This is a genomic window from Nocardiopsis coralliicola (assembly GCF_054779695.1).
Genome location: NZ_BAAGXT010000035.1, coordinates 17,153 through 40,650 on the forward strand (window position 1 = coordinate 17,153; position 23,498 = coordinate 40,650).

Below are 23,498 nucleotides of genomic sequence, written 5' to 3' on the forward strand. Positions count from 1 at the left end.
TGACTACCGGCGGGTAACGCGGTAGCCGTCCGGGTTCTCGGTCTGCCACCGCCACGCGTCGGCGCAGGCTTCGGCGATGGTGTGCTTGGCGGTGAAGCCGAGGTCGCGGCGGGCGGCCGCCGGGTCGGCGTAGCAGACGGCGATGTCGCCGGGCCGGCGGCCGGCCACGGTGTAGGGCACGGTGACCCCGGTGGCCTGCTCGAACGCGCGGATCGCCTGGAAGACGGAGGTTCCCTCGCCGGTCCCGAGGTTGTAGGCGCGGTGCCCGGGCGCGTCGCGCAGGTGCTCGAGGGCGGCGACATGGCCGCGGGCGAGGTCGGTGACGTGCAGGTAGTCGCGGACTCCGGTGCCGTCGGGCGTCGGGTAGTCGTCGCCGAAGACGGTGAGTGCGCCGCGGCGGCCGGCGGCGGCCTGGGCGATGAACGGGAACAGGTTGGCGGGCACCCCGGCCGGGTCCTCGCCGATGAGGCCGCTGGGGTGGGCGCCGATCGGGTTGAAGTAGCGCAGCGAGATCGCGCTGAGCCGGCCGTCGGCGGCCGCGGCGTCGGCGAGGATCCGCTCGGCGAAGAGCTTGGTTGCGCCGTAGGGGTTGGTGGCCGACAGCGGCATGTCCTCGGTGATGGGGACGGTGGCCGGGTCGCCGTAGACGGTCGCCGAGGAGCTGAAGACGAGCCCGTGCACGCCGTGCGCGCCCATCGCCTCCAGCAGGGTGAGCAGCGCGTCGAGGTTGGTCCGGTAGTAGCGCAGCGGCTGCTCGGTGGACTCGCCGACGGCCTTGAGCCCGGCGCAGTGCACCACGGCGTCGATCGCCTGCTCGGCGAAGACGCGGTCGAGCAGCTCCCGGTCGGCGCAGTCGCCGGCGTAGAGCGGGATCTCGGCCCCGGTGATCCGCTCGGCCCGGCGCACCGCCTCGTCGCTGCCGTTGTCCAGCAGGTCGAGCACCACGGGCTGATGCCCGGCCTCGGCCAGCGCCACGGCGGTGTGCGTGCCGATGTAGCCGGCTCCGCCGGTCAGCAGGACCTTCACTGCACTCCTCTTTCGACGCGGCCTCCCCGGCCGCCACCGGGAAGTGCGCAGGGCCGCGGCCCTGACACCCCCAGCCTATGCGCCCTGGGCAGCGCGCTTCCGCGGGGCGGCTGCCAGGCTGCCGGCGCTGGCGGGGGCGCCGCCGGTCCGTGCTTCCCCGCTCCGCGGGGCCGGGTCGCGACGATGCTGCTGCGGCTCGGGGGGCCATCCCCGCAGGCGCGGGGGCGACCCGGGCGGCATCGCCGACATCCAGCAGCAAATCGGTCCATCCCCGCGCTCGCGGGGGCGACGTGGCGTACTCGAACTCATCCCCGCGCCAGATCGGTCCATCCCCGCGCTCGCGGGGGCGACAAGAGCCGACCTGCAGTGAAGCATAAGCGTTACCGGTTCGCGATGGTAGATGACTTGATCGTGGCCGCATCTGAGACCTGGTGTCCCTGGCACGGCAGCAATAGTCCGGTTGGTGGCGGCCCCGCAGTTCGCGGGGCCGCCGCCACCTCACAGGCGCGGGTCGACCGGGTCCGCCTCCAGGGCGAGTGCGGCGAAGACGGGCTGGTGGACGCGGTGGACCGGCTCGCCGGCGGCGTGGCGGGCGAGGGCCTCGACGCCGAGGGTGTGCTCGCGCAGGGCCAAGCCGGACTTGCGGCCCAGCTTGCGGTCGCGCAGCCGCGCCAGCCGGTCCGGGCGGAGGTAGTCGGCGCCGTAGATGATGCGCAGGTACTCCGGCCCGCGGACCTTCAGGCCCGGCTGCAGCAGGCCGCGGCTGCCGCTCGCCGCGAGGCCGGCCAGCGGCTTGACCACGATGCCCTCGCCGCCCGCGTCGACCAGCGAGTGCCACCACCGGTCGGCAGCCGCCGTCGACTCCGGATCGCCGGTGTCGACCTCCAGGTACCGGGTGGTGCGCACCAGTGGGCAGTGCTCGGCGAGCAGCTCGGCGACCTCCATGTGCCAGCGGTGGTCCCGGTCGGTGAACGCGGCGCCCTCCGCGGCGAGCACGGAGAACGGCGCATACCGCAGCCCGGCCGCGCCCTCCACCGGCCACGTGTAGCGGCGGTAGACGCGGCTGAACGCGTCGGTGTCCTCGCGCGCCTCGGCGACGCGCGCCGCGAGTCCACCGACGTCGAGACCGCGCTGCACTGCCGCGTCCAGCACCGCGGCGGCCGCGGGCAGGGCGGCGCGGGCAGCGGCACCGACCGACGCGTAGTGGTCGCGGATCAGCCCGCCGGCCTTCGCCGACCAGGGCAGCAGCTCGCCGTCGAACGCGATCCAGTCGGTGTCGAGCCGCTCCCAGAGCCCGGCGGCGGTGATGCCGGCGCGCAGGTCGCCGAGGACCTCCGCCTCGGTGGCGGCGTCGCGGAAGAACGGCCGTCCGGTGCGGGTGTAGACCGCGCCGAGCTGGCCGGGCACGAACCGGCGCTCGGCCGCCGCGGCGTCGCGGCAGACCACCGCGACGGCGCGCGAGCCCATGTGCTTCTCCTGGGCGATCACCCGCTCCACGCCCCATGTCCGGTACCGCTCGAACGCCTCGGCCGGCCGCTCCAGCAGGGCAGGATCGGCCGAGGTGGGGGCGGGTGCCATGGTCGGCGGCAGGTAGATCAGCCAGCGCGGGTCGGCGCCGAACCGGCTCATCGACTCCAGGGCGGCCAGCACGTGCTCCGGGGGCACGCGCACCGGGGCGTAACTGGTGTCGACGATGACAGGGCGGCCGTCGGCAACCGCGTCGGCGCCGACGTCGGCGGCGTCCACGGCGGGGCCGGTCCGCTCCGGCTCGGCGGCGAGCGGCCGCGGCGGGGCGTACCAGGTGCGGTGCGCCTCGACGCCGACCAGCGTGCGCTCGGGGTAGCGGAGCGCGGTCAGCCGGCCGCCGAAGACGCAGCCGGTGTCCAGGCAGATCGTGTTGTTGACCCAGGTCGCCGACGCCGTGGGCACGTGGCCGTAGACGACGGCGGCCGCGCCCCGGTACTCCTGCGCCCAGTCGAGCCGGACCGGCAGGCCGAGGTCGTCGGTCTCGCCGGTGGTCTCGCCGTAGAGCGCGAACGATCGCACGCGCCCCGACGCGCGGCCGTGGTACTCCTCCTTGAGGCCGGCGTGGGCGACGACGAGCTGTCCGCCGTCCAGGACATAGTGCGCGATGAGGCCGTCGCAGAAGTCGCGCGCGCGGGCAGTGAACTCCGCACCGGCCGCGGCAAGCTGATCCAGCGACTCGGCGAGGCCGTGCCCGGTGGAGACCTTGCGGCCCCTCAGCGCGCGGACCAGCTTGTTCTCGTGGTTGCCGGAGACGCACAGCGCATCGCCATCGCCGACCATGCCCATGGCCAGGCGCAGGACACCGGGGGTGTCCGGGCCGCGGTCGACCAGGTCACCGACGAACACGGCGGTGCGCCCCTCGGGGTGGCGGGCGCCGACGGCGCGGCCGTCGGCGTCGCGGTGCACGGTGTAGCCGAGCTCGCCGAGAAGCTCCTCCAGCTCCGCGCGGCAGCCGTGCACGTCGCCGATGATGTCGAACGGGCCGGTCAGGTCCTTGCGGTCGTTCCAGGAGCGCTCGCGGACGACGCGGGCCGCATCGGCCTCGTCGGCGCCGCGCAGCACGTGCACGCGGCGGAAGCCCTCCTTGCCGAGCCGCTTGAGCCCGCGGCGCAGGTCGCGCGCCTGGCGGGTGACGGCGTGCGGCGGGACCGGTGCGCGGTCGGTGCGCTCGGCGTTGCGGGCCTGGGACAGGGACTCGGGCACGTCGAACACGATGGCGGCCGCCGGAACGTCGTGGTCCTTGGCTGCGCGGAGGAGCGCGGCGCGCGCCTCTCGCTGGACACTGGTCGCGTCGACCACGGTGAGCAGCCCGCGGCGCAACCGGGTGCGCACGGTGAAGTCGAGCAGCGCGAACGCGTCGGGGGTCGCGGACTGGTCGGTCGGGTCGTCGGCCACGGCGGCGCGGCAGCGGTCCGACGAGACGACCTCGGTCGGCAGGAAGTGCCGCGCGGCGAACACCGACTTGCCCGACCCCGACGGCCCCACCAGCACCACGAGCGCCAGGTCGGGCACGTCGAGCACGGGGCCGACGGGATCGGTGGTGTCCGCGGCGCTGCCGGCGGCGCCGGCCGGGACGGAACCGGCCGCGCCGGCAGGCGGGGCGGCACCGCGGTCGGGTGCCGCCGCAGGCTGGGACGCCCCCGCCGCCGTCGCAGAGGTTGCGCCGGCATCCGCGGAGGCGCCAGGTGCCGCCTCGGCCACACCGGCGGAGCCGGCATCGTCCGCCGTGCCGGCCGGAAGCGCGCCATCACGTCGGGGCCGGCCAGGAACGCCGAGGACCGGTCCGACGGAGTCGACGGAGCCCGCGGCGCTTGGGCCGACGGGATCGGTGGTGTCCGCGGATCCGTCGGCGGCGCCGGTCGGGCCCGCGTCGTCTCCGGGCGCGGCGCAGTGGTCTGGCGCGGAGGCGCGCAGGCCGCCGTCGGATTCCCGGGCAGGGGCGTTGGGCACCGGGGTCGTGCGATCGTCGTCGGTCATCGGGTGAACACCCCCATCTGGGTCGGTGGGCCGGTCTGCGGATCGTCGGTGCCGACGGAGACGTAGCGGACGCTGTAGCCGTGCGCTGCGGCCACGCGGTCGGCCCAGTCGGCGAACTCGGCGCGGGTCCATTCGAAGCGGTGGTCGCCGTGGCGCAGCGAACCCTCCGGCAGTCCCGCGTAGTGCACGTTGTATTCGACGTTGGGGGTCGTGACGACGACCGCCTGCGGTGCAGCGGCGCCGAACACCGCATCCTCCAGCGCGGGCAGCCGCGCCGGGTCGACGTGCTCCACGACCTCCATCAGGACGATGGCGTCGTGGCCCTTGAAGCGCGCGTCGCGGTAGACCGCGGAGGCGGTGAACAGGGCGACGCGGCGCGCCTGCGCCTCCCCCATCCGGTCGGTGCGCAGCCGGCGGCGGGCCCGCAGCACCGTGCCCGGAGCGGCGTCGGCGCCGGAGACCCGCTGGAAGAAGGGGTCGCGCAGCAGCCGCGCGACCAGGCTTCCGGTGCCGCATCCGAGGTCGAGCACGGTGCTGGAGCCCTCGGCGCGCAGTGCGGCAGCGACCGCTTCGGCGCGCTGCGCGGCGAGCGGCGGCTGCCGCTCCTCCGCCGGCGAATTGGGCGCCGCGTCAGAGGAAGAGGGGGCAGACGGCGGCTCGGCGGCATCGGCCGGTGCCCCATCCGCCGCTTCCGCGGTCCCGCTCGCGGCATCGGCGGGAACACCGGACGGCGACGCGGCGGCGTCCGCACCGGCGGCTTCGTGCGCACCGTCCCGGCTCAGCGCCCCGGCCGCCTCATCGGCATCGCCGCGCCCCTTTGCGCGGTGCACGCGCTCACCGTCCGGTCCCGGCGCGGGCTGCTCCACGGCAGGGTCGTCGGGCTCGTCGCCGGTCTCCGCGACGGGTCCCTCGGCCTCGGAGAGCTGGGCGAGCGCCGCCTGGGCGAGGGCACGGCGCTGCGCCAGATAGCGGCGGGAGATCGTGCGGCGCAGCGGGTGCGCACCGAGCCAGCCGCCGGCGGCGCGCACGAGCTTGTCGACCTCATCGGAGGCCACCCAGTAGTGCTTGGCGCGGTCCATCACGGGCAGCAGGACGTAGAGGTGGGAGAGCGCGTCGGCGAGGCGCTGCTCGCCGGTGAGGGTGAGCGACAGGTACCGGGAGTCGCCCCAGTCCGGCAGCTCCGGGTCGACCGGCACCGGGGCGGCGTCGACCGCCCAGCCCAGCGGCTCGAAGAGCGCGCGGGCCTCTTCTGCTCCGCCGCGGCACGGCACCGACGGCAGCGTGAGGGTGAGCGGGATCGGGCGCGCGGCCAGGTCGGGGCGTTCCGCGCTGCCGCCGCGCAGGGCACTGCGGAACACGTCGCCGATCGCGACGGACAGCAGCGACGATGCGGTGTAGGGCCGGTCGTTGACGTAGGACGCGAGCGACATCCCCCCGCCTGCGGGGGCGCGGGCGCGGCGCAGCGCGGCCGGGTCGACTTCGAGGAGGAGCGCGGCAGTGCAGCGCTCCGCGCTCGCCTCGGGGTAGAACACGTGTGCCGTGCCGAAGGACTGCCCGAACGTCTGCACCCGGTCCGGGTGCTTGCGCAGCAGGTGTCCAAGGTCGGTCGCCGGGGGGAGCTCGGTAGTGATCGTCAGCAGCACGCACTGAGTGTCGCGCAGAACCCGATCCCGATCGAGTGATTTCTCCAGATCGCCTGCTGTTGCGGCGTTTCGCGACTTTGCAAAACGCGCGGGGCGGGTGGGGCGCGCGGGGAGGTGGTTGCACCCGCGCTTGCGCAGAGGGAAACTGCACGTCACAGCCTCGGGCACGGCAGGGGGGACGGTCCGATGCGCGCAATCGCCATTTCCGGTTTCGGCGCCGATCCGGAGTCGATGGAGCTACCCGATCCGGAGCCCGGACCGGGCATGTTCCTAGTGCGCCTGCGGGCGGCCGGCGTCAACCCGTTCGACCTGAAGGTCGCCGGCGGGGCGCTGCGCGACGTGGTTCCGCACCGGTTTCCGCTCATCCTCGGCAACGACGGTGCGGGCGAGGTCGCCGCGGTCGGCTCGGGGGTGACGGCGTTCCGCCCCGGTGACGCCGTGTTCGGCCAGTTCATGAACCTGCCGCTGGGCCTGGGCAGCTACGCCGAGTACGCGCTGGCCACCGAGGAGGACGCGGTGGCTCCGGTGCCGGACGGCATGTCGTTCGCGCTGGCGGCGGCCGTGCCGACGGCGTCGATGGCCGCGTTCGCCGTGGTGGATGCGGCGGCGGTGGGGGCGGGCCGCACGGTGCTGGTGGTGGGCGCGACCGGCGGCGTCGGCCAGTCGGCGGTGCAGTTCGCGGCGGACCGGGGCGCCGACGTCATCGCGACGGCCGCCACGGAGGACGACGCGGAGCTGCTGGAGTCGCTCGGTGCCGCTGCGACGGTCGACCACACCACGGGACGGCTGCCGGCCCAGGTCGCCGGCCTGCGCCCGGACGGCGTGCATGCAGTCCTCGACCTGGTCGACGACGCCGCCGGAGTCGCACCGCTGCTCCCGCTCCTGCGCGGCGGCGATGCGGTGGCGGTCAGCACGACGGGTGCCCTCGACCCCGAGGCCCTGTCGCACCGCGGGATCCGGGCCGAGAACGTCCGCAGCCGCGGCAGCTCCGCTCTCCTGGCCACTCTCGCCGACATGGTGGCCGCCGGCCGCCTCCACCTCACGCTCGACCACGAGGCCCCGCTCACCGGCGGCCCCGCCGCCTTGGCCCGCCTGGCCGAGGCCCACACGCGGGGAAAGACCGTCCTGCACATCTGAAGGCGGCGGATGGGGCAGGAGGCGGGGAGGGCTTCGCCGGCAGTCCGTCTGCTCCGGGGGACCCACGGCATCACGACAAGGACTTCGCCGGGGGCTTCCGCTCTGTGCCGCCGCTTGGGGGTTGGTGAGCGGACAGAGTTGCGGCTGTTCACGGGACCGGGCCGCTACGACCGCAGGCTCCCGCATGCCTGCGGTCTGATCCGCCCGATCCCCGCGACCCGCAGTGGCTCTGGTTGCGCAACAGCCTAGAGCGGCGAAACAGAGCCGATCAGTCTGCCGGCGAAGCCGCCCTGCCCCTATGCCGCAAGTCCCGCCCCGCGACTAGTCCACTGCCCGCGAAGCCGCCTCTCACCCCGGCAGGGCCTCCTGGCCGATGGTGAGGACGGGGGCCGACGGGGCTGAGGCGTCGAGCGAGGCGGGGCGGCCGGCGGCGGTGCCGCGGAAGGGGAGCGCGGCGAGGAGGGGCGGGTCGACGTCGACGGGCCGGCGGGAGCTGTCGGTGCCGGGCAGGGTGAGGCGGAGCGACAGGCGGTGGCGGCCTTCGGGCGGTGCGGTGTCGGGGCCTGCGAGGACGGCGCTGAAGTCGCTGCCGTCGCACGCGGCGTCGAGGACGGTGCGCTCGCCCGTCGCCAGGTCGGTGAGGACCAGCTCGGCTGCGCCGGCCGGCCCGCCGAACGGACCGGAGACGCGCAGTTCGCCACCGGTCCACTCGGCGCCGGCGATGACGGGCCGCTCCAGTCCGCAGCGGAGCGCCGCCCAGTCGGGCCCGTCCGGCACCAGGCCCACCACCCTGTCCTCGGCGACCCGGGCGCGGGCGCCCGCAGCGGCGGCGTCCGCGAGCGCGACGCGGCACTCGGTCAGCCCGTCCTCGGCGGCGAGGTAGAGGTCCCAGGTCTCGGCCGAGTCGGGGCCGCCGTCCGCCGTGTGCCGAGCGTCGAAGCCGTCGAGCAGGCCGGCGGCCGGGATGGTCGCCGCGAACGTGCCGGCGGCCCGGTCCCGGCGCAGCGGCACCTCGGTGACCGCGTCGCCCGGTCGGCGCCGCATCCGGAGCAGGGCGCCGTCCCCGACGTCGTCGGCCGCGCGTCCGTGCAGCTCCAGCGCGGTGTCCTCGCCGGTTCCGGTGAACTCGGCCCCGGTGATCAGCAGCCGCAGCGGGTCGACGACGAGCCGCAGCCCGTCCGCGCCGCGCCACTCCGGCCGGATCCACACGTCCGGCTCGACCTCGAACGGCGCCGGCCGCGACGCCGCCCCGGGGGCAGGCCAGGCGAGCGTCGCCCGGCGCGTCACGCCGCGGTTCACCGCCCACAGCTCCACCGACCACTCCCCCGGCCGCCACACCTTGTTGGCCTTCAGGTCGCGGGCGTCCACCACCATCTCGTAGCCGCCCCAGTCCCGGTCCCGGGTGACGGCGCCCCGGGGAAGGCCGAGCACGTTCGCGCGGTGCGCGGATACCCGGACGCGCGCGCGGGCCCCGGTGCCGGCGTTCACGGCGTAGGCGCGCAGGTATTGGCGGAAGCGCCCGTCGGGCGGGAGGAAGGCCAGGTGGAGCCGGCCGGACACGGTGAAGCGGGCACCGTCCGCGGTCGCGGATTCGGCGCGCTGCAGCACCTCCATGTCGCCGTCGATCCGGTAGACGTCCTGCGGCACGGCCGCGATCGGATCGCCCAGGTAGGGGTAGTCGGCGTACCAGCGGGTTCCGCGGCGGACCGCGAGCGCATCCGCCCGCACCCAGTCCGGACCGGACTCGCGCTCGAACGCCAGCACCCGGGCCAGCTCCTCCAGCATGTGCCGGCGGACCAGGTACCACTTGAGCCGCTGCAGCGCCGGAAGGCGGCGGAAGACGCGGGGGTCCACCGTGTCGATGTAGGCGTTGGCGATCTCGGCGAAGGAAGCGCGCGCGGTTGCGTCGTCGCCGTCGAGGTCGGCGAGGGACACGGCGAGGTCGGTGCGGAGCGCCTCGGCGTCCCAGGTGTTGCGGGCGGTGTCGCCGGCGGCGTCGGCGACCGCCGTCGAGGTGGCGCGGACCACGGCGAACAGCTCTTCGGGCGGCGCGTTGGCGGGCACCGCCGCGGGGTCGGGGCCGAGGACGAGCGCGGTGGAGTAGACGTCGACGGCCGCGGCCCGGAAGTGCGCCGGCACGGTGACCCGCATGTCGCCGATGGGGGTCTGCTCGGGGAAGCGGGTGCCTTCGGCGGTCCAGAAGCCGCGGCGCCACATCCGGCCGGCGGCGGACCGGTCGCCGAGCAGGGCGGGCCGCTCGGAGACGTGCGTGCCCGCCACCGTTTCCAGGAAGGATCCGGGCGGCGCCTCGGTGGCGAAGTCGGCGCCGGAGCGGCGGAGTCCGGCGGCCATGGCGCCCAGGGCGTGCGGCGGCATGCGCTGTCCCGCGCGCAGGAAGACGAGGAACTCGCCGGTGGCGCGGCGCGCTGCGCCGTTCCAGGCGCCTCCGGTACCGGCACCGCCGCCGGGGTCGGCGGTGAGGGTCTCGACCGTGTCCGCGCCGATGCTCTGCGCGGCGAGGGAGCGCTGCGTCGACGCGAGCGCCCGCTGACCTTCCTCGTCCGCTCCGGCGGCTACGACCACGCTGACGACGACCATGTGCACCCCCGCGCCCCAGTCCCCCGGGCCCGGGACGGAGCGCGCAACCCGGGCACCACCAGCCTAAACGCGCCCGGCGCCCGAACCCGACCGACACGGTCGACCTGCCCCGGAGGCCCGGCGCGGAAACCGCGCCCGCTGCCGCACGCCGCAGCGATCGGACGCAGCCGGCACCGAGCCCGCGCAGCACCACGGCACGCACCGGGGGCAGGCGCCGGCACCCGCGCCGCACTGCCGCCACCCATGGGTACCGCCCGCCGTGCGGCGGCGGCAGGGCCGCCTGCGGAACGAGCCGGCCCACCGCGCTAGGGCGCGTCGGGTGGATGGCGTTTGTCGCGAGCGGTGTCGGCGGTGCACCCGTCGAAAGGCCGACGGAGGAGTCAGGGCGGGTTTTCCCTGTCGTCTGAGGAGAACGCAGCGAGGGGCGTGCCAAGGCTCAGCACAGCAGGGCAGGTGCCCACCCGACACGCCCCGGGCCGGGCGGAGGCGGCTGGCGGTGTCCGGATCCGCCGCGAGCAGCAGCGGCACCCGGGCCGGCTCGCGCAGGGCCCGGCCGCCGGATCGGCGGCCGGGCCCTGCGCGAGTGCGGTCAGCCTCAGGCGCTGGTCTTGCGGCGGTCTTCGGGGACGATCTCCGGGGCGCCGTGCTGGATGGCGTCGGCCTCCTGGTCGGTGTCCTGCTCCTGGGCGGCGCGCTCGGCCTCGATCCGCTTGCGGTAGTAGGTGACCTCGCGGTCGGTGCGCTCCCGGTCCCAGCCGAGCGGGCCGGCGACCAGCTGCCCGGCCTCCTCCGCGGCGGCGATCCCCCGGTCCCACGTCTCCATCGAGATGCGGGTGCGGCGGGACAGCACGTCGTCCAGGTGGCGGGCGCCCTCGTAGCGGACCGCGTAAACGACCTCGGCGCGGAGGTAGTCGTCGGCGCCGGCGAGCGGCTCCTTCAGCGTGGGGTCCTCCTCCATCAGAGCCAGGACCTGGTCGATCATCGACCCGTACCGGCGCAGCAGGTGCGCCACCCGGGACGGGTGCAGGTCGGCCTTTGCCGCGATGCCGCGCCGCTGGTTCCACAGCGCCGCGTACCCGTCCGCGCCGACCAGCGGCAGCCGGTCGGTGACGGACGGCGGGATCCGGCCGTCCAGGCCGTGCGCGACCGCGTCGACCGCGTCCTGGGCCATCACCCGGTAGGTCGTGTACTTGCCGCCGGCGATCAGCACCAGCCCCGGCACCGGGTGCGCCACCATGTGCTCGCGGGAGAGCTTCGACGTCTCGTCGGACTCCCCCGACAGCAGCGGCCGCAGGCCGGCGTAGACGCCCTCGACGTCGTCCCGGGTCAGCGGCACCTTGATCACCCGGTTGACGTGGTCGAGCAGGTAGTCGATGTCGCTGCGGCTCGCGGCCGGGTGCGCCTTGTCGAGGTCCCACTCGGTGTCGGTGGTGCCGATGATCCAGTGCCGTCCCCACGGGATGACGAAGAGCACGCTCTTCTCGGTGCGCAGGATCATGCCGGACGACGCCTGGATGCGGTCCCGCGGCACCACGAGGTGGATGCCCTTGGAGGCGCGCACGTGGATCTGGCCGCGGCCGCCGACCATCTCCTGGATGTCGTCGGTCCACACGCCGGCGGCGTTCACCACCTGCTTGGCGCGGATGTCGAACTCGCGGCCGTCCTCCAGGTCGGTGGCGCGCACGCCGGTCACGTGCTCGCCTTCGCGCAGGAACGACGACGCCTCCACGCGCGACGCGATGCGGGCGCCGTAGGAGGCGGCCGTGCGCAGCACCGTGAGGACGTAGCGGGCGTCGTCGACCTGCGCGTCCCAGTACTGCACGGCGCCGACGAGCGCGTCCCGGCGCAGCGCCGGGAAGACCCGCAGCGCGCCGCTGCGGGTGAGGTGGCGGTGCGGCGGCAGGCCGCGCTCACCGCCCATGGAGAAGGCGAGCGTGTCGTAGAGCGCCACGCCGGCGCCGATGTAGGGCCGCTCCCAGTGCTTGGTGAACGGGAAGAGGAACGGCACCGGGCGCACCAGGTGCGGGGCGAGCCGCCGCAGCAGCAGGCCGCGCTCGGTGAGCGCCTCGCGCACCAGCTCGAAGTCCAGCTGCTCCAGGTAGCGCAGGCCGCCGTGGATCAGCTTGCTGGACCGGCTCGAGGTGCCCGAAGCGAAGTCGCGGGCCTCGATCAGGCCCACCGACAGTCCGCGCGACACCGCGTCCAGGGCGACACCGGCGCCGACGATGCCGCCGCCGACGACGAGAACGTCCAGCTCGTTCTCTGCCATGTGCGCGAGCGCGCCGTCGCGCTCCTCCGGTCCCATGCGTCCTGTCGTCATCTCACGCCTCTCGCAACGGAACGTCCGGGATCTTCAGGCTAACCCGCATTCATCCGGTGGCCGCGGTACGCGACGCCGTGGCGTAGGTGTCGGCGTTGCGCAATACGTCGGCGGCGTAGTCCTGCGAGCGGTTGTAGGAGAGCACCGCATCGTTCCAGTCCCCTGCGTCGCTGAGGTTCCGGGAGTCGGCGCAGAGGTACCGGGCGGCGGCCAGCGCGGCGTCGTCGATGTTGTGCGGATCACCGTCGCCCCACCGCTCCCAGGTCTCCGGGATGAACTGCATCGGGCCGACTGCGCGGTCCCATTCGGTGTCGCCGTCGTAGGCGCCGCCGTCGGTGTCCGGAACGGCTTCGACGCCGCTGCCGTCCAGCGCGATGCCGATGATGTCCTCGGTGGTGCGGCCGTCGGCGCCGATCTCGCTGCCGTCCAGGGTGCCGTGCCGCGATTCGACCGAGCCGATCCCGGCCAGGGTGGGCCAACTCACCCGGCAGTCGGGCTGCTCGCGCTCCATCGCCAGCTGCGCGGAGGCGTAGCCGAACAGGGCGCGCTCGGCGATGCCGGTGCTGCGGGCCGTGCTCTCCAGCCATTCGGCGGCGGCCGGCGCTTCCTGCTCGTCGGCGGTGCGGGGCGCGGGCGAGCCGCGCTCCCGCGCCATGCCGTCGGCGCCGCCGCCTTCGATGGGCACCGGGATGTCGGCGGCGCCGGGCGGCACGGACGGCGCGGGACTGCTGCTGCGGGTGGGCGCGAGCAGCACGGCGGCCGCCGCCGCGAGGACGGCGGCGGCCAGCACGGTGGCCCCCAGCACGGTGAAGACCACCGCGGACAGGGCCGATCCCCGGGGCGGGGCCCCTCGTGAGTCCGGCACGCGGGTGGCGCGGTCAGCGGTGCGGGTTGACGACGACTTCGACCCGCTGGAACTCCTTCAGGTCGGAGTAGCCGGCGGTGGCCATGGTGCGGCGCAGCGCCCCCATGAGGTTCATCGACCCGTCGCTGGCCGAGGCCGGGCCGTGCAGGATCTCGGACAGGTCGCCGACCGTGCCGACCGGCACGCGCTCGCCGCGCGGCAGCTCGCCGTGGTGCGCCTCGCTGCCCCAGTGGTAGCCGGCGCCGGGCGCCTCTGCGGCGCGGGCGAGCGGAGAGCCGACCATGACGGCGTCGGAGCCGCAGGCGAGCGCCTTGGCGATGTCGCCGCTGCCGGTCATGCCGCCGTCGGCGATGACGTGCACGTAGCGGCCGCCGGACTCGTCCAGGTAGTCGCGGCGGGCGGCGGCGACGTCGCCGATGGCGCTGGCCATCGGCACCGCGACGCCGAGCACCGAGCGGGTGGTGTGGCCGGCGCCGCCGCCGAAGCCCACCAGCACGCCGGCGGCGCCGGTGCGCATCAGGTGCAGGGCGGCGGTGTAGGTGGCGCAGCCGCCGACGACGACCGGGACGTCCAGGTCGTAGATGAACTGCTTGAGGTTGAGCGGCTCGGCGCGGCCGGAGACGTGCTCGGCCGAAACGGTGGTCCCGCGGATCACGAAGATGTCGACGCCCGCGTCCAGCACCGCCTTGTGGTACTGCGCGGTGCGCTGCGGCGACAGGCGGGCCGCGGTGACGACGCCGGCGGCGCGGATCTCCTCGATGCGGCGGCCGATCAGCTCCTCCTTGATCGGCGCCTTGTAGATCTCCTGCAGCCGCGCGGTGGCGGCGGCGTCGCCGAGGTCGCTGATCTCGGCGAGCAGCGGGGCCGGGTCCTCGTAGCGGGTCCACAGGCCCTCAAGGTCGAGGACGCCGAGGCCGCCCTGGTTGCCGACGGCGACGACGGTCTCCGGCGACGCGACGCTGTCCATCGGGCTGGCGACCAGCGGCGTCTCGAACCGGTAGGCGTCGATCTGCCAGGCGATCGACACTTCTTCGGGGTCGCGGGTGCGGCGTGCGGGCACGATGCCGATCTCGTCGAGCTCGTAGGCGCGGCGCCCGTTCTTGCCCAGCCCGATCTCCACCTGAGCCAACGCTTCGATCCCCTCGTGACGTGCATGCCGGCGGCGGTCGCCGCCGCGGCGAGTGTACCCGGGCAGTGCCTGCCCGGGGTGGTGCGGAGCCGTCGGCGCAGGGCCGGCGGCGCGCCCCGCGGTCCGCGTGCGGCCGCCCGTGCGCGGGGCGCAGGCCCGCGCGCGGGAGGGCCGTGCGGTGCCGTCAGCGGCGGCCGCTGTAGTTGGGCGCCTCGACGGTCATCTGCACGTCGTGCGGGTGGCTCTCCTTGAGTCCGGCCGCGGTGATCTGCATCAGGCGGGCGTTCTCGCGCAGGTCGTCGACGGTGCGCGCGCCGGCGTACCACATGGACTGGCGGAGGCCGCCGACCAGCTGGTGCGCCACAGCCTGGAGCGGGCCGCGGTAGGGCACCTGGCCTTCGATGCCCTCCGGGATGAGCTTCTCCTCGGTGCTGATGTCGGCCTGCGAGTAGCGGTCCTTGGAGAAGGAGCGGCCGCGCATCGCGCCGAGCGAGCCCATGCCGCGGTAGGCCTTGTACTGCTTGCCGTTGATGAAGATGAGTTCGCCGGGGCTCTCCTCCACGCCGGCCAGCAGGCTGCCCAGCATGACGGTGCTCGCACCGGCCACGACGGCCTTGGCAATGTCGCCGGAGAACTGCAGGCCGCCGTCGGCGATCACCGGGACGCCGGCCGGGCCGGCCGCCTTCGACGCCTCCATCACGGCGGTGACCTGCGGTGCGCCGACGCCGGCCACGACGCGGGTGGTACAGATCGAGCCGGGGCCCACGCCGACCTTCACGGCGTCGGCGCCCGCGTCGACCAGGGCCTGGGCTCCGGCGCGGGTCGCGATGTTGCCGCCGATGACGTCGACCGAGGTGTTGGCCTTCATCCGGGCCACCATCTCCAGCACGCCGGCCGAGTGGCCGTGCGCGGTGTCCACGACGAGGAAGTCGGCGCCCGCCTCGACGAGGAGCTTGGCGCGCTCCTCGGAGTCGGCGCCGACACCGATGGCGGCGCCGACGACCAGGCGGCCGTCGGCGTCCTTGGTGGCGTCGGGGAACTGCTCGCTCTTGATGAAGTCCTTGACGGTGATGAGCCCGCGCAGCCGGCCGGCGTCGTCGACCAGCGGGAGCTTCTCCACCTTGTTGGTGCGCAGCAGGCGCAGCGCTTCGTCGCGCGAGACCCCGACCGGCGCGGTGATCAGCGGCAGCGGCGTCATGACGTCGCCGACCCGGCTGCTGGAGTCGTGGATGAACCGCATGTCGCGGTTGGTCACCATGCCGAGCAGGCGGCCGTCGGAGTCGGTGACCGGCGCGCCGGAGATCCGGTAGTGCGCGCTGAGCCGCTCGACGTCGGCGAGGGTGTCGTCGGGGCTGCAGGTGACGGGGTCGGTCACCATGCCGGCCTCGGACCGCTTCACCAGGTCCACCTGCGCGGCCTGGTCTTCGGCGGAGAGGTTGCGGTGCAGGACGCCGGCGCCGCCCTGGCGGGCCATCGCGACCGCGGTCCGCGCCTCGGTGACAGTGTCCATGGCTGCGGAGACCAGCGGGATGCGGAGTTCGATCGAGCGGGTCAGCCGGGTCCCGGTCTCGGCCTCGCCGGGCTGCAGGTCGGAGTAGCCCGGCACGAGCAGGACGTCGTCGTAGGTGAGCCCCGGCGGCAGGACTTTGCCGCTCTCGCCCGAATAAAGCTGCGTCATATCCATCCCAACCACTCGCGCGTGTGTGCTCATCCTAGGCGGCTGACCACGGCCTTCTTGCCATGTCCGGCGAAACTGGGCGGCAGGGGGCGCAGAGTGCGCGGACTCACACGGCCCGCAGCGGGGCGGGGCGGGCCCGTCCGGGCCGGGCCCGGATGCGGCCGGCGGGCTCAGGCAGACAGGCTCAGCTGCCAGGACACCCCGAACCGGTCGTTCACCCAGCCGAACCGGGCGCTGAATCCGTAGGAGTCCAGCGGCATCAGCACTTCGCCGCCGTCGGACAGCGCGGCGAAGAGGCGGTCGATCTCGGCGGGGCTGGTGCACTGGACGAAGAGCGACACCGCGGGGGTGAAGCCGAAGCCGTGCGAGACCGGGCTGTCGATGCACAGGAAGGTCTGCTCCGCCAGCCGGAACGTCGCCTGCGCCACGGTGCCCTCCGGGCCGTCTCCGCCGGGTCCGTACCTGGTGACGTCGACGATCTCCGCGTCGTCGAACAGGGACGTGTAGAAGGCCATCGCGGCCTCCGCCTGCCCCTCGAACATCAGGAACGGGGTGACGCGCTTCTCGGTCGCGATGGACATGTCCGCCTCCGCGGTCGGGGTGGGCGCGCCGGGGCCGGTGCACCGGCCCCCGATTCTCCGGGATCCCTGCTGCAGCAGCGGGGCGACAGGCCGCGGCAGGTCAGAGCCTGCAGGGGTGGCTGCGGCGGATGCGCGAAGGGCGGGGGCAGCGGCGCGGTCCGGGGACGCGGCGCGCACCGCACTGGCCGGAGCCGCCCGTCCCGTTAAAAGAGGCGGTTCGCCACGGCCAGGCGCCGAAGCCGAGCAAGAGCTCGGTGCTGGGCAACCCGTACCGCGCCGGGCGACATTCCGAGTACATGTCCTGTCTCATCCGCTGATAGTCCGGCGATCACCCGCATGACGAGGAGCCGTCGCTGCTGTTCGGGGAGTTCGGTGAGGAGTGCGCGGGCCCGCTCTGCCTCGGCGCGGCGCACCGCGGCCTCCTCGGGGCCGGGCCCGTCATCGGGGTGGTCGGGCACCGCGTCGGTGGGCACGTCGGCGCGGGTCTGGGCGCGCAGTGCGTCGGCCACCTTGTGGGCCGCGATGCCGAACACGAACGACGCGAAGGGCCGGCCGAGGTCCTCGTACCGCGGCAGGGCCGCGAGCAGCGCGATGCAGACCTCCTGGGCGACGTCGTCGGAGTGCTGGCCGTAGGACTGCGAGCCGCGGGAGAGCCGGGCGCGGCAGTAGCGGACCACCATGGGCCGGACCTCGCGGATCAGCGAGTCCACCGCAACGTGGTCTCCCTGGACCGCACGCGAGCCCAGCTGGTCGAGGAGCCGGTCTTCCGGGGCGCGCTCGGCGGCTGCGCGCTGGTGTGCCCGCTGTCCGCGCAGCGTCCCCCCTGCGGCGCGTTGATCCCTCACGCTTCGCATCATGCCCCGCCTCCGCCACCCTTACGTCACGTTCCCCGGATACAGAATGATCACATTCGGGGGAAATGCCGGGCAAAACACGCGTGCCCCGGGGCGCTCCCCGGGGCACGCATGATAAGGCAGGGCGCCGCGAATCAGTGCCCGTGGCCGTGCCCGTGTCCGGCCTCGGCCTCTTCCTCCTCGGGCTTGTCCACGACCAGGACCTCGGTCGTGAGCAGCATCCCGGCGATGGAAGCGGCGTTCTGCACGGCGGAGCGGGTGACCTTGACCGGGTCGATGATGCCGTCGGCCATCATGTCGCCGAAGGTGCCGGTCGCGGCGTTGTAGCCGTGGCCGACCTCGAGCTCGGCGGTCTTGTGGGTGACCACGTAGCCCTCTTCGCCGGCGTTGACGGCGATCCAGCGGGCCGGCTCGACCAGGGCGGCGCGGACGATGCCGGCGCCGGTGGCCTCGTCGCCGGTGAGGCCGAGGCCGTCCAGCGAGCTGGCAGCGTGCACCAGGGAGACGCCGCCGCCGGCGACGATGCCCTCCTCGATGGCGGCGCGGGTCGCCGAGATGGCGTCCTCGAGCCGGTGCTTCTTCTCCTTGAGCTCGACCTCGGTGGCCGCACCGACGCGCAGCACCGAGACGCCGCCGGCCAGCTTGGCCAGGCGCTCCTGGAGCTTCTCGCGGTCCCAGTCGGAGTCGCTCGCCTCGATCTCGCGGCGGATCTGGGCGATGCGGTCGGCGACCTCGGCCTCCGCGCCGGCACCGTCGACGATCGTGGTGTCGTCCTTGGTGACGGTGATGCGGCGGGCCGAGCCGAGCACCTCGAGGCCGGCGTTCTCCAGGGTCAGGCCGACGTCCTCGGAGATGACCTGGCCGCCGGAGAGGGTGGCGATGTCCTGCAGCATCGCCTTGCGGCGCTCGCCGAAGCCGGGCGCCTTGACCGCGGCGACGTTGAGCGCGCCGCGGATCTTGTTGAGCACCAGCGCGCCCAGCGCGTCGCCGTCGACGTCCTCGGCGATGATCAGCAGCGGCTTCTTCTGCTGGACGATCTGCTCCAGCATCGGCAGCAGCTCGTTGAGGCTGGAGATCTTGCCCTGGTGGATCAGGATGACCGCGTCGTCGAGGACCGCCTCCTGGCGGTCGCCGTCGGTCACGAAGTAGGGCGAGATGTAGCCCTTGTCGAACTGCATGCCCTCGGTGAACTCGAGCTCGAGCCCCATGGCGGGGGACTCCTCGACGGTGATGACACCGTCCTTGCCCACCTTGTCGAACGCCTCGGCGATCATGTCGCCGATCTGGTCGTCCTGGGCGGAGTTGGTGGCGACGTAGGCGATGTCGGCGCGCTCGCCGACCTCGCGGGCGCGCTCCAGCAGGACGTCGGAGACCTTCTGGGCGGCCTGGTCGATGCCGGCCTTGAGCGACATCGGGGAGGCGCCGGCGGCAACGCTGCGCAGCCCCTCCTTGACCAGGGCGCGCGCCAGCACCGTGGCGGTGGTGGTGCCGTCGCCGGCGGCGTCGTTGGTCTTGGTGGCGACCTCCTTGACCAGCTGGGCCCCCAGGTCCTCGTAGGGGTCCTCCAGCTCCACCTCGCGGGCGACGGTGACGCCGTCGTTGGTGATGGTCGGAGCGCCGAACTTCTTGTCGATGACGACGTTGCGGCCGCGCGGGCCGAGCGTCACGCGGACCGCGTCGGCGAGGCGGTCCACGCCGCGCTCGAGCGCGCGGCGGGCGTCGTCCTCGAACTCCAGGATCTTGGCCATGCTCTGGGCTACCCCATTCGGATAGGTGCGAATACGGCGGAACGAGAACGCCCCGCCCGGCAGGTGCCGGCCGGGGCGGAAGCCGCGGCGCCGGCCGGGCCCGCCCGATAGAGGCGGGCGGGACCGGCCGCTGCGCCGGCGGCCGAGGAACTCTGGCTCTCGCTACTTCTCGACGACCGCGAGCAGGTCGCGGGCGGAGAGCACGAGGAACTCCTCGTTGTCGTACTTGACCTCGGTGCCGCCGTACTTGCTGTAGAGCACGACGTCGCCGACCTTGACGTCGAGCGGGATGCGGTTCTCGCCCTCGTCGTCCCAGCGGCCCGGGCCCACGGCCAGAACCTCGCCCTCCTGGGGCTTCTCCTTGGCGGTGTCCGGGATGACCAGGCCGGAGGCGGTGGTCTGCTCGGCCTCGAGCGTCTTGACGACGACGCGGTCCTCAAGCGGCTTCAGGACGGTCTTGGTGGCGGTCGACACGGTTGTGACCTCCCCCTTCAGGTTCGATCATGCGAAACGGCATTCTTGTCAAAAGGGGCGACCACGGCGGCCTGCCGTCGCGGGTGCCAGACCGGCCTCGTCGCGGTTAGCACTCTAGCGTGGAGAGTGCCAATACCGAACACTAGCCCGGGTCAACGGGTGCGTCAAACAACAGGTCACGGGGGACACATTGCCTGCTGAGCAGGGAATTGCGGCGCTGGCGGCGCTGCAGACGGCGGCCGGCGCACGGCTGCTTGCGGCGGCCGCGGAGGCCGCCCGCGAAGGCGATCCGCTGCGCGCCGCAGCGGCGGTCCGGTCCGCCGCCGAGCGCGACCCGCTGCCCGGCGCCGCACCGGCCGAGGCCGCCGCGGCCGCCCTCACGCAGGTCGGGCTGCGGGCGCGGGGACGGGCCAAGTTCGGTGCGGCCGCCGAGCGAATGTTCTTCACACCGGCCGGACTGGAGCAGTCCACCCGCACCGAGGTGGCCCGGCACCGGGCCGCGCGGTTCGCGGCGGCGTTCGCCTCCGGCGCCCTTCCCGCCGGCTCTCCGGTGGCGGACCTCTGCTGCGGCATAGGCGGCGACGCACTCGCCCTCGCCGAGGCGGGGCTGTCGGTCGAGGCGGTCGACGCCGACCCGTTCACCGCCGCCGTCGCCGCGGCCAACGCCGAGGCGCTCGGCGCGGCCGGCCGGATGGCGGTGTCGGTGGGCGAGGTCGGGCCGGACAGCGCTCCCCCGGGCCGGTACGGCGCGGTCTTCTGCGACCCGGCGCGGCGCGGTGCGCGCGGCCGCGTGTTCGACCCCGACTCCTACAGCCCGCCGTGGGGCGTGGCCGAGGAGCTGGCCGCGGCGGCGCCGGGCGCCTGCCTGAAGGCGGCGCCGGGCATCCCGCACGAGCGGATCGGGCCGTTCTCGCGCACCGGCGCGTCGGCGGAGTGGGTCTCGGTCGACGGCGAGGTGAAGGAGGCGGCGCTCTGGTACGGCGCGCTGGCCGACGTGCCGCGGCGGGCCACGCTGATCCGCTCCGCCGCGCCGGAGAAGCCGGCCACGCTCACCGGAGGCGAGGAGGAGGCGTCGGCGCCGGTGGCGGACGGCCCGGGCCGCTACCTCTACGAGCCGGACGGCGCCGTGGTCCGCGCACACCTGGTGGCGGAGGCGGCCGAGCTGGTCGGGGGTGCACTGCTGGACCCGCGGATCGCCTACATCACCAGCGACCGCCGCACCGCCACCCCGTTCTGCTCCGGCTACGAGGTGCACGCCGCGCTCCCGTTCTCGCTCAAGCGGCTGCGCGCCGAACTGCGCGCGCGAGAGGTGGGGACCGTAACGATTAAGAAACGCGGATCGGCCGTCGACGTCGAACGGCTCCGCCGCGACCTCCGCCCGTCCGGCCCCGGATCGGCGGTCGTGGTGCTCACCAGGATCGGCGAGCGGCCCTGGTGCCTGGTGTGTTCGGCGCTTCCCGCCGCCGGTCACGGCGCCGACGGAGGGTGACCGCCGCGGCCGGACCCGGACGCGCCCGGGCACCGCCGCGAATACCGCCATCACCGACGAAAGCCCCGAACCATCCCAGAATCGACCTTCCACATCCGCCCACGGCGGCGGAGCCGCGTGTCGTTACACTGAGCGCCGGTAGCCCCCCGCCCCCCACAGCCGCGGATCCGCCGACTGAGCCCGGACCCCCGGGCCTCCTCCGCAGCCGATACCATCACTCGCCGCAGGCGCATCGCAGCGGAGTGTGCACGGATCGCCCGCATCTGACCGTCGGCGCACAGCCGCCGGACGCCCCCTCAGCGCCCGGTGGCCGATCGAGACATTCGAAGGAGCACCTCGGTGGAACAGTCCAGCCACAACTTCCTCAACGGAGGAGGGCAGACCGGGATCTCCGACCGCATGCGCGACCTGCTCTCCCGGGCCGCGCAGGAGCAGGTGACCGAGCAGAAGTCGCAGGGCGCCGTCTCCGAGGAGATGCGGCAGCGCCTGGAGGGCATGGAATGGCTCCTCCGGGAGATGCGCGAGCGCGAGTTCGCCTCCCTGACCGAGTCGGTCGCCGAGGTCCGCTCCCGCGTCGACGACCTCACCTCCCGTGCACCGGAGTGGGCGGAGACCCTCGCCGAGCACATCGAGATGGTGGGCCAGCGCGTCAAGCCGCTCTCCGAGCTGCCGGCCCTCCGCTCCGACGTGCGCGGCGTCTCCGACCACGTCGGCACCGCCCTGGACCGGATCAAGGCGCTCGCCGAGGCGAACCTGCGCACGCACGCGGAGGTCGAGTCGGTGGCCGAGCGGCTGTCGGCGCTGGCGACCGCGCAGGAGGAGCGGCACGAGGCACTCGCTGCGCGGCTGGAGTCCCTCGCGGCGGAGCAGCAGGAGCGGCACGAGGCGCTCGGCACCCGCCTGGACGGCATCGAGTCGTCGCTGTCCACCGCGCTCGCCGACCTGCTCTCCACGGTGGAGACGGGGCTGAACGAGCGGCTGGAGCAGCGGCTCGACGAGCGCCGCGACGCGGTCTCGGCCGACCTGGAGCAGGTGCGCGCCGGCATCGCCGCCGACCTGGAGCAGACCCGGAGCGGGCTCGCCGCCGACGTGGAGTCCGCGCGCACCGGTGCCGCCGAGGAGCTGGAGCGGGTCCGCACCGGGCTGGCCGAGGAGCTGGCCGCGGCGGCGGCGAAGATCGCCAAGCAGGCCGAGGAGAACCACGCGGACGCCGCGGCCGGAGTCGCGGACGCCAGTGCGGCCGTCGGCAAGCTCTCCGCGGACACCGAGGCGCGCCTCGGCGAGCTGCGCGGGCACCTGCGGGACCGGCTGGCGGAGCTGCACGAGCAGCTGGACGTGCACTCCGGCGAGCTGCGGGACCGCGACGAGCAGGCCCGCGAGCACCTCGCTGCGCAGCTGGCGCAGACGCAGACGGCGCTGGAGTCGGCGCTGTCCGAGCAGGCGGAGAAGGGCGACGCGCGGCACGAGGCGCTCGCGTCGCTGTACGAGGAGCACAAGGCGGCGGTGACCGAGCGGCTGGACGGCCACGAGACGTCGGTGACGGCCTCGTTCGAGCAGGGGCTGGGCCGGCTCTCGGACCGGTTCGACACCTTCGAGGGCCACTTCGAGGGCAGTTTCGACGGCGTCAACGGCCGCCTGGACGGCCTGGACGGCCGGATGAACGGCGTCGAGGGCCGGTTCGACGGCGTCAACGGGCACCTGGACGGGGTGGACGGCCGCATGGAGGCGGTCGACGACCGGCTGGAGGCCGTGAACCAGCGCCTCACCCAGCTCCCGGCCTCGCTGGAGGTCTCCGAGCTGCACCGCCGCCTGAGCGAGCTGGCCGAGCGTCCGGTGGTCGACCACGGCGACCGCTTCGACACGCTCTTCACCCGCCTGGACACCTCCCTCGACCCGCTCGCCAAGGAGATTCAGGCCCGCCCGGACCGCCACGAGTTCGAAGAGGCCCTCACCGAGGCCGTCGAGACCTCCCACGACGACGTCACCAAGCGCCTCGCGGCCCTTGAAGAGACGATGCTCGCCCTCGCCGAGGCACTGCTGCGCCCCGGCCGCGACGGCAAGAAGAAGCGCCGCCGGGACGACGACGAGGACGACGAGTAGCCAGAGCCTCCGGGCGGGGTGACGGGCCCTCGCGCCAGAGCCTCCGGGCGGGGTGACGACCCCCCGCGCCAGAGCCTCCGGGCGGGGTGACGACCCCCGCACCCCCCGCAACCCGCGGTTTCCTACCGTCGTTGCGGGTGACACCGCGTCCGGATAGCTCAGAACGGGGTCGGGCCCGAGTCCCTCAGGGACTCGGGCCCGACTGCTGTGTGCCGGGTGTACACGGCATTTCCTGAGCCGCCCCCCGCAGTGCGGGACGCCCCCTCGACAAGCTGTTCGAGGTGCTGACGCTCGGGTCCATTCCCGCGTTCGCGGGAGTCACCGGGCACCGCTGGACCGTCTACACCGCCAC

At 74.3% G+C, this 23,498-nt stretch carries 15 protein-coding genes; 3 read left to right on the top strand and 12 right to left on the bottom strand.

What is annotated here, in order from left to right; translation table 11 throughout:
* Positions 1-3: 3 nt before the first annotated feature.
* The 3 genes from galE to ACYVGT_RS20680 form a co-directional block, all read right to left on the bottom strand.
* Entirely contained in the window at positions 4-1,026 is a 1,023-nt protein-coding gene (galE, locus tag ACYVGT_RS20670; protein ID WP_460860986.1) for a UDP-glucose 4-epimerase GalE, read from the bottom strand.
* A 498-nt stretch (positions 1,027-1,524) separates the two neighbouring features.
* Positions 1,525-4,530: a polynucleotide kinase-phosphatase gene (locus ACYVGT_RS20675; protein ID WP_460860989.1), complete on the bottom strand. Its 3,006-nt coding sequence runs from the start codon at positions 4,528-4,530 to the stop codon at positions 1,525-1,527.
* Complete coding sequence (locus ACYVGT_RS20680) at positions 4,527-6,173, bottom strand: 3' terminal RNA ribose 2'-O-methyltransferase Hen1 (RefSeq protein ID WP_460860991.1); 1,647 nt, start codon at positions 6,171-6,173, stop codon at positions 4,527-4,529. The genes ACYVGT_RS20675 and ACYVGT_RS20680 overlap by 4 nt, the downstream gene beginning before the upstream one ends.
* A gap of 186 nt (positions 6,174-6,359) precedes the next feature.
* On the opposite strand from ACYVGT_RS20680, the gene ACYVGT_RS20685 reads away from it, so the two are divergent.
* The gene (locus ACYVGT_RS20685; protein WP_460860993.1) at positions 6,360-7,310 is read left to right on the top strand and encodes an NADP-dependent oxidoreductase; all 951 of its coding nucleotides are present in this window, start codon (positions 6,360-6,362) and stop codon (positions 7,308-7,310) included.
* Between the two features lie 348 nt (positions 7,311-7,658).
* Here ACYVGT_RS20685 and ACYVGT_RS20690 read toward each other — a convergent pair whose 3' ends face one another.
* The 9 genes from ACYVGT_RS20690 to groES form a co-directional block, all read right to left on the bottom strand.
* Complete coding sequence (locus ACYVGT_RS20690) at positions 7,659-9,908, bottom strand: glycosyltransferase family 2 protein (RefSeq protein WP_460860995.1); 2,250 nt, start codon at positions 9,906-9,908, stop codon at positions 7,659-7,661.
* A gap of 595 nt (positions 9,909-10,503) precedes the next feature.
* Positions 10,504-12,228, bottom strand: a complete 1,725-nt coding sequence (locus ACYVGT_RS20695) for a glycerol-3-phosphate dehydrogenase/oxidase (protein ID WP_460860998.1) — start codon at positions 12,226-12,228, stop codon at positions 10,504-10,506.
* A gap of 49 nt (positions 12,229-12,277) precedes the next feature.
* Positions 12,278-13,054, bottom strand: coding sequence for a lysozyme family protein (locus ACYVGT_RS20700; protein WP_460861057.1), 777 nt, complete (start codon positions 13,052-13,054; stop codon positions 12,278-12,280).
* 52 nt (positions 13,055-13,106) lie between these two features.
* Positions 13,107-14,213, bottom strand: coding sequence for a GuaB3 family IMP dehydrogenase-related protein (locus ACYVGT_RS20705; RefSeq protein WP_460861061.1), 1,107 nt, complete (start codon positions 14,211-14,213; stop codon positions 13,107-13,109).
* Positions 14,214-14,406: 193 nt separating this feature from the next.
* Positions 14,407-15,900, bottom strand: a complete 1,494-nt coding sequence (gene guaB / locus ACYVGT_RS20710) for an IMP dehydrogenase (RefSeq protein WP_460861001.1) — start codon at positions 15,898-15,900, stop codon at positions 14,407-14,409.
* Positions 15,901-16,070: 170 nt separating this feature from the next.
* Positions 16,071-16,481, bottom strand: coding sequence for a VOC family protein (locus tag ACYVGT_RS20715; RefSeq protein WP_460861003.1), 411 nt, complete (start codon positions 16,479-16,481; stop codon positions 16,071-16,073).
* Between the two features lie 203 nt (positions 16,482-16,684).
* Positions 16,685-17,326, bottom strand: a complete 642-nt coding sequence (gene shbA / locus ACYVGT_RS20720) for an RNA polymerase sigma factor ShbA (RefSeq protein WP_460861006.1) — start codon at positions 17,324-17,326, stop codon at positions 16,685-16,687.
* A gap of 143 nt (positions 17,327-17,469) precedes the next feature.
* Positions 17,470-19,083, bottom strand: coding sequence for a chaperonin GroEL (gene groL / locus ACYVGT_RS20725; protein WP_460861009.1), 1,614 nt, complete (start codon positions 19,081-19,083; stop codon positions 17,470-17,472).
* Positions 19,084-19,245: 162 nt separating this feature from the next.
* Positions 19,246-19,557: a co-chaperone GroES gene (gene groES, locus ACYVGT_RS20730; RefSeq protein WP_460861010.1), complete on the bottom strand. Its 312-nt coding sequence runs from the start codon at positions 19,555-19,557 to the stop codon at positions 19,246-19,248.
* Positions 19,558-19,747: 190 nt separating this feature from the next.
* Here groES and ACYVGT_RS20735 point away from each other — a divergent pair, with 190 nt between their 5' ends.
* Both ACYVGT_RS20735 and ACYVGT_RS20740 read left to right on the top strand, forming a co-directional pair.
* A complete protein-coding gene (locus ACYVGT_RS20735; RefSeq protein WP_460861012.1) occupies positions 19,748-21,046 on the top strand; it encodes a THUMP-like domain-containing protein in 1,299 nt (432 codons plus the stop codon).
* 339 nt (positions 21,047-21,385) lie between these two features.
* Complete coding sequence (locus tag ACYVGT_RS20740; protein WP_460861014.1) at positions 21,386-23,146, top strand: coiled-coil domain-containing protein; 1,761 nt, start codon at positions 21,386-21,388, stop codon at positions 23,144-23,146.
* Positions 23,147-23,498 lie beyond the last annotated feature (352 nt).